Here is a 7,348-nt window from a genome sequence, read left to right as displayed (position 1 = left end):
GCGGCATCGGCGAAGGCACGGCGCGGCTGCTCGCGGCGCGCGGCGCGAAGCTGATGCTGGGCGCACGCCGCACCGACCGGCTCGCAGCGCTGGCGGAGGAACTGAACGCAGCGGGAGGCACAGTCGCCTTCCGGTCGCTCGACGTCACCGACCGCGGCGATTTCGAGGCGTTCATCGCCGCGACGGAGGCCGAATACGGCCGCGTTGATGTGCTTGTCAACAATGCGGGGCTGATGCCGCTGTCGCGCTTCGACAGCCTGAAGGTTGACGAATGGGACCGTATGATCGACGTCAACATCCGCGGTGTCCTGCACGGCATAGCCGCCGCCCTCCCTCGCTTCAAGGGCCAGGGCAGCGGCCAGTTCGTCAACGTTTCTTCGATCGGCGGCTATGCCGTGTGGCCGACCTGCGGCGTCTACAGCGCGACAAAATATGCAGTGCGCGCCATCTCGGAGGCGCTGCGCATGGAGCATGACGACATTCGCGTCACCATCATCGCGCCGGGCGTCGTGGAATCGGAACTGGCCCACACGATCACCGATCCGGTCGCGGCGCAGGCCATGGTCGATTTCCGCTCCATCGCGCTCACCCCGGACGCGATCGCGCGCGCCATCGCCTATGCGGTGGAGCAGCCAGCGGATGTGGACGTTAATACGCTGATCGTCCGGCCGGTCCGCTCAACAATCTGACGATGATGGGGGCATTCGCATATTGCCCCAATAACCCGCCAGCAGCCAAAGCCCTGCGCTCTCATGAATTTCTCGAAGCCTATAGAGTATAAAGGCGGCCAAACGGTGCAACCTCTCGAATTATTAATACAAAGCCGACTGCTCAAAAATGGCGCTCGATCCGGCGCTCGCCCTTGCCCGAACCGACCCTTTCCGGCCGTTCAGCTGCAAAATTTCCGTTCCCAGTTGCAGACGTTCAGCTTTTCCAACCCAAACACCTTTCGTTGGCCGAATTTATCTCGGGACCCATCGAAGGATGAGAAGATAGGATTGCACACGGTTCTCTTGGCACGTTGTCACGCCGCCGAGGATTTTCGTCAGCGACGAGACGTATGCAGCGGAGATTAGAAGCGAGCGGTCGCAGTGAAAAAGTAGGATCTCGGAGCGTTCGTCTGCACTTGCGAAAGCGCATTGGGGTACATTTCCAGGAACTGTTCTTCCGTCAGTTCCGGAGGACGCGTGCCAACTTGGCTGAGCTGCGTCGGGTTCATGTCGTTGAACAGGTTGTTAACGTTGAGATTTAGAGTGACCGCCTTGCTTAGGTTGTAGCGCAGGCCGATATCGGAGAGCTTCTGCGCGGGCAGGCGGAAGGTGTCGCGAACGGTAACCGGGCGCGAACTGATGTAGCGGAAGCGGTAGTATGCCGCGAACGGCCCGAAATGAAGGTTCGCGGTTCCGTTGTAGGTGACGACGGCGGCCCGCTCCTGCGGTCCGGACAGATAGGTCGCGGTATCGTCGTCGGGAGGCAGTATGCCGTTGGGGCACTTTTCAGGGGTGGGCACCCCGTTGCAGGTTCCAAGGCTGATCGAGGCGAACGAGACGGTCTTGCCCTTGTTCAGGGTCAGCACATTGCGGATGTCGAACCAGCGCGTGAAGCGGATCGCATTGTCCAGTTCCACGCCGTACGAGCGATAATGGCTGAAGAACGGGCGCGTCGTGTAGCGCGTGACGCCGTCGGCAAGCAGGCCGCTGTTGTTGCGCACCGCCACGTTCGTCAGGTAGGTGTAGAACACCACCGGATTGAAGGTCAGCCACTTGTTGCGGAACTGCAGCGACAGCTCGTACTGCTCGATCGTCGGCAGCGGGTCGAGCGAGAATTGATCTGCGAGGGTCTGGGAGACGTTGAAGCCGTCCCAGAATGCGTCGTTGTTCTTCCTTCCCTTGGTGTAGCGGGCGTAGAGCGCGGCCTGGCTGCTGATCATGTAGCTGACGGCGCCGCTGTACTGCAGGAACCTCGTGCTCTTGTCGTAGCGGAACGTCGTCGCTGCCGATTCGACCGCGTAGAGGTTGTCGTACAGAGTCAGCGGATCGCCATCGATGCCGCCGAAGGTGCGTGACGCCGCATTCGGATTGGTCGAGTAGCGCCGGTTGACGCCCCAGCCCCGGTAGAAGGTGTAGCGGGCGCCGAAGTCGAACAGCAGGCGGCTGGTCGGCTCCCAGTTGATCCCGAACATCGGCGAGATCTCGCGGACGTTGGCCCGGTCGCGAAGCGTGAGGCCAGTGCTGCTCCCCAACGCGCCGAAGCCGGTCGGATCGGTCAGCTGGTAGACGGTGCCAGCGGCGCCACCGGCCGCGGTCGTCGTCGTGGTCTGGAAGTCGACGTCCAGCGTGGTCGGATTGTTCTGCAGCGGCATGATCCCGCGGCCCGCATAGGCGAAGTCCCGGGAGAAGCGGGTCAGGTTGAAGTAGGTGCCCGCGGTCACCGTGACCGGACCGAAGTCCTCGGTCAGGGTGAACTGGTCGGTGATGTCGCGGCTGCGGATCACGCCGCTGGCATTGGATGATCCCACCGTCAGGATGAGGTTGCTGCTGTCGATCGGGGCCTGGTTGACGATGCTCTGGTTGGGCAGGAGGTTGGGCGTGTTGCGGTCGATGCAGTAACCGTTGCTCACCGGCGTCACGCAGACCCCGTTCTGACTCGCGGCGGTGACGCGATAGACGCGGGCCAGCACCTGACCGGTGGACCGGTCGCTTAGCGTGAAGAAGCCGGGCGTGTTGGCAAGCCCTGCTGCCTGGGTTCCGAGCAGGCGGAAGGTGTCGGCGTTCAGCAGGCTCTGGTAGCCGATGTCGGTGGCGTAGGTATGGTTGACCTGATTGCGCTGGATGCGAAGGTTGTTGGTGAACGACCAGCCGCCGCCGAACTCGTGATCCCACTTGATGCCGCCGGCAATCGACTTCTCGTGGCTGAAGCTGCTGGGATTCCACTCGCGCGTGTCGCCATCGCCGCCGAAGGGCACGGTGTGCGAGAGGTTTCCGGTGGGCAGGAAGTTGACCGAATTGCCGAACTGCTCGGTGAACTGCGGATTGTCGAAGCCGTAGGCCAGCGGGCGATAATTATCGAGATTGCCGGTGTGGTCGTTGAGATACTTGAAGCTGACGAGAAAACCGCCCGATCCCAACCCCGAATCGTAGTTGACGTTGGCGTTGGCCTTGATCTGCCCGCCCCGGTTCAGCGGATAGGGAATGTCGCGGTAGCCGAAGCTGCGACGATAGTTTCCGCCGATCGAGAAGCCGAGATTGCGCTCCTCGTTGCGCCACCCGTAGTACAGGTCGAACTTCTGGTAGGGATTGTCCTCGCCCTCGATGCCCAGGCGCGCGATGGCAAGTCCGCCGGGATCCGAGAGCCCGGTTTTCGAGATGTAGTTGAACAGGCCGCCCGGAGCGTTCGGGCCGGTGACGGCGGCGGAACCGCCGCGCACCGCCTGGACCCGCTTGATGGTCGCATCGGCGCGCAGGAACATGTCCGGCTGGAAATTCGAGTACGGCGCGGGCACGACGGGCATGCCGTCCTCGAGGATCGTCGTCCAGTAATAGCCGTACGTTCCGGAGGCGGTGCCGTTGGATAGACCACGCGCATAGACAGTGTTCTTGGTCTCGCCGGCGTCACTGTTCACCACGACGCCGGGAATCTCGGTCAGCAGATCCGCGGCGCTGACCGGGACGGTATCGCGGATCTTCTCCTCACCGACCGTGGTCACCGCGACCGGCGCCTTGGAAGCGGCGGTGTCGCGCAGGACACCGGTGACGATGATCTCCTCGGTGGTTGCCTCCTCCTGGGCAGGCGCAGCGCTCGCCGCCGCGCCCTGCGCTTGCGCCGCTGCCGGTACGAGTGCGTGCAGTGCGACGCCTGCCCAAAGCATTGCAATGGTCGTGATGCGCGATCGCGTCATCATCCTCTCCTGTCGTGATGTTCTTGATTGGCAGGTGGGCCTGCTACGAATCCTGATATCGATATCAGATATTTTCGACAATAGGATTTTTGAGTTCAACGAGATTCGCGGTCCAGGTCGCGGCAAGACGGGACGGTTCCACGCCGGGCCGGATGCCCCCCGATCATCCGGCGCTGGTGCGCCCGGACCGCCGGTACGCCAACAACTGCGCCAGCCCCTGTGTCATCGCCGCGCCACCCGAGTTCACGACCGCCGGCATCTCGCCTTGGCCACATCGGCAATGTCGCCTGCCTGGATTCGGCACATGGCAGTCCGAGCCCCATCGTTTTTCCGACATGGTCATGATTCAATTGATCATTTCACAGCGCCTCTGCTCGAGTGAAAGATTCCGGTTGCGCAGAGCGATTGGTATCGATATCAGATTGGGTATCGATACCAGCAAGGGTTCGAGGAAGTCAAATGAGGTTCAGGACGCGCCAAAGCGTCCGAACTGCAGGAGGGGATATATGACTAACATCGTACGCTTGACGTCCGCGCTTCTCGCGAGCTGCATTGCTATGCCTGCACTTGCCCAGACCGAGACCGATTCAACGGAAACCGCGAGCCAGGACATCGTGGTGACCGGCATTCGCGCCAGTCTGCAAAGCGCCGTCCAGATGAAGAAGAACACGATGGAAGTCGTCGACTCCATCACCGCGCAGGACATCGGCAAGCTGCCGGATCCAAACGTCGCCGAGACCCTCACCCGCGTCCCGGGCGTCCAGGCCTATCGCTTCGGCGGCGAGGCGTCGTCGCCCGTCGGCAACGGTTCGGGCCTGACCATCCGCGGCCTAACGGGCCAGACCGGATCGCGCGTTGACGGACGCGCCTACTTCACTGCGGGCAGCCGCGAATTCAACGTCGAGGGCGCAAGCCCGGGCATGGTCGCCGGTCTCGATGTGTTCAAGAACCCGACGGCCGAGCACATCGAAGGCGCGATCGGCGGGCTGGTGAACATCCGCACGCGCAAACCCTTCGACTTCAAGGGCCTGGCCGTATCCGCAGCCGCGGGCGGACGCTACAACGACCTGGGCAAGAAGCTCACGCCCGAATACTTTGGAATGGTGTCGAACCGCTGGGACCTGCCGGGCGGCGGCGAGATCGGCGTGCTGCTGGCGGCAAGCTACGCCAAGAGCTTCAATCGCGGCGACAACACGCCGTCTGTCGGCGGCACCCAGTTCCGCCGCGCGATCCGCGCGGACAGCGCCGAATACGCGGCCAATGTCGGCACCGGGCTGAACCTCAACGGCGCCTATCTGGGCCGTTCGGACGTGACGTATCTGGCGGATGTCAATCCGGCCACCGTGTCGGCAAGCGAGCGCCAGAACCTGCTGACGTCGGTCGGCGTGCAGAACAACATCGCTCAGGAGGACTATGCCCGCACCCGCAAGGGCCTCAACGGCGCCTTGCAATGGCGCCCGGGCCCGGGCCTCGAGTTCTACGTGGAGGGCAACTACAACTCGTACCTCTACCACCAGAACTATCGTTTCCTCAACGCGACCGACAGCCGGTATGCGCAGGATCTGACGACACAGGCTTTCACGATCGACGAGATGCTGGCCAACCGCAACGCAAACGGCGGGTCTAACGACCTGCTGTCCGGCCAGCGCATCACCGGCGGCACGTTCCTGAATTCCGGGCTGTCGACTACCGGCGGCGACGAGCATCGCCGCTACAAGACTTTCGTCATCGCAGGCGGCACGAAGTGGGCCGCGAGCGATCACCTCGACGTCGATTTCGACTTCTCCTACGTCAAGGCCGATCAGTCTCAGGACAACCGGTCGGTGACGCTGGCATCGGCGGCCGGATTGACCTGGGACATCACACGCGATCTGGGCCGCCCGCAGCAAGTCTCGATCACCGGCCCCGACCTGTCTTCGGCCAGTTCGTGGGTGTTCAACAACTACTCGAACGCCACCAATCAGGTCTGGCACGATGACGGCATCGCCGCTGCACTCGACCTTGTCTACAAGTTCGACGATTCCTTCCTCAAGGACATCAAGTTCGGGGCGCGATACGCCACGCAGAAGGACCGCTACCGCAACTACTCGTTCAGCAACCGCAACCTCACCACCAACGGCCTGGCGCTGGCAGCGGACCGCTCGAACGCCATTTCAGTCGCCTCGATGGCGGATCTGGTCGAAACATCGCCGACCAACTTCATGAACGGAGAGGCCGGGTATTCGGGCGGCTACCTGACGTTCTCACCGGATGCCCTGCTGGGCGACAACGTGCGTGCACGCTTCGCGAACGCCGGTATCCTGCCGGAAGACTCGCTGGCCGAAATCGTGCTCAACCGCCGCTACTTCAGCGAGAAGAGCTACGCCGGATATGCCGTGGCCGACTTCGGGTTTCTCGACGACCGGATCAAGGGCAATGCCGGCGTCCGCGTGGTCAACACCGACACCTTCGTACGGGCGATGATCGATCCGCTGAATACGGGCAACATCACCGCCAGCGAAAGCACGTCCTCGTATACCTACGCCCTGCCCAGCTTCAACCTGACAGGCTACATCACGCCCGACACGCTGGTGCGCTTCGGCTACGGCAAGGGGATCACCCGTCCGGAGTTCTCATCGCTCAACCCCTCCCTGATCATCAATACGGTCAGCGGCGTGGGCACGGTCGGCAACCCGGACCTCAAGCCCCAGACGGCGAACAGCTTCGACCTCTCGTTCGAGCATTACTTCTCGCCGGTGAACTACGTTTCTGCCGCGCTGTTCTACAAGAAGATCGATGGCTTCTTCAGCGGCGTATCCTCGTGCCAGAGCGTGGCGGGAGCCCCGACGCCGACCACCAACACAAGCTGCTCGGGCGACCAGTACTTCATCACCCAGACCATCAATGCGGAAAAGGGAACGGCCAAGGGCATCGAACTGGCGGGACAGACCTTTTTCGACTACGATTTCCTGCCCGAATTCGCGCATCATTTCGGCGTGCAGGGCTCGTTCACCTATGTGGAAACGAAGAACCCGCTGACGCTCAACGGCCAGCGCGTCAACACGATGCAGCCCCTGACGTCCAAGTATTCGTATTCGGTGACCGGGCTTTACGAAGACGAAACGATCTCGGCACGCCTCGTCTACACCTGGCGCTCGAAGGCGATCCTGTTCGGCTTGGCGGCCAACCCGATCGACGGTCGCTACATCCGCAGCTTCGGGCTGCTCGATGCCTCGATCAACTTCAACCTGGGTCACAATTTCTCGCTCGCGATCACCGCCTCGAACCTCACCAACCAGGCGGCTGACCGCTTCGTGGGCGAACCCGATCTCGCGACCGGGATCGAGCGCCAGCATTTCATGAACGGCCGCAACTTCGGCGCGACGCTGCGCTACAATTTCGGAAGCTGACGCTTCCGGGACGAGAGGGGACTCCTCCCAATGAAACCCTCTCAAGCCTGATGGGTCGCCG

At 62.4% G+C, this 7,348-nt stretch carries 3 protein-coding genes; 2 read left to right on the top strand and 1 reads right to left on the bottom strand.

Translation table 11 applies throughout. The features are described from left to right. Positions 1-689: SDR family oxidoreductase (locus ACYPYD_RS07630; RefSeq protein WP_459662683.1), on the top strand; the 689-nt coding region annotated here is incomplete at its 5' end. A gap of 383 nt (positions 690-1,072) precedes the next feature. Here the strand turns inward: ACYPYD_RS07630 and ACYPYD_RS07625 are convergent. Next, complete coding sequence (locus ACYPYD_RS07625; protein WP_459662682.1) at positions 1,073-3,898, bottom strand: TonB-dependent receptor domain-containing protein; 2,826 nt, start codon at positions 3,896-3,898, stop codon at positions 1,073-1,075. A gap of 506 nt (positions 3,899-4,404) precedes the next feature. Here ACYPYD_RS07625 and ACYPYD_RS07620 point away from each other — a divergent pair. Further along, the gene (locus tag ACYPYD_RS07620) at positions 4,405-7,287 is read left to right on the top strand and encodes a TonB-dependent receptor (protein WP_459662681.1); all 2,883 of its coding nucleotides are present in this window, start codon (positions 4,405-4,407) and stop codon (positions 7,285-7,287) included. Positions 7,288-7,348 lie beyond the last annotated feature (61 nt).

The sequence above is a fragment of the Novosphingobium sp. 11B genome, assembly GCF_054589055.1.
This window is presented reverse-complemented; position numbering and strand designations above follow the sequence as displayed.

What these genes read in the sequence shown, in the direction of transcription:
- ACYPYD_RS07625 (WP_459662682.1), bottom strand. Translation starts at nt 3,898, where the DNA reads ATGACGCGATCGCGCATCACGACCATTGCAATGCTTTGGGCAGGCGTC.
- ACYPYD_RS07620 (WP_459662681.1), top strand. Translation starts at nt 4,405, where the DNA reads ATGACTAACATCGTACGCTTGACGTCCGCGCTTCTCGCGAGCTGCATT.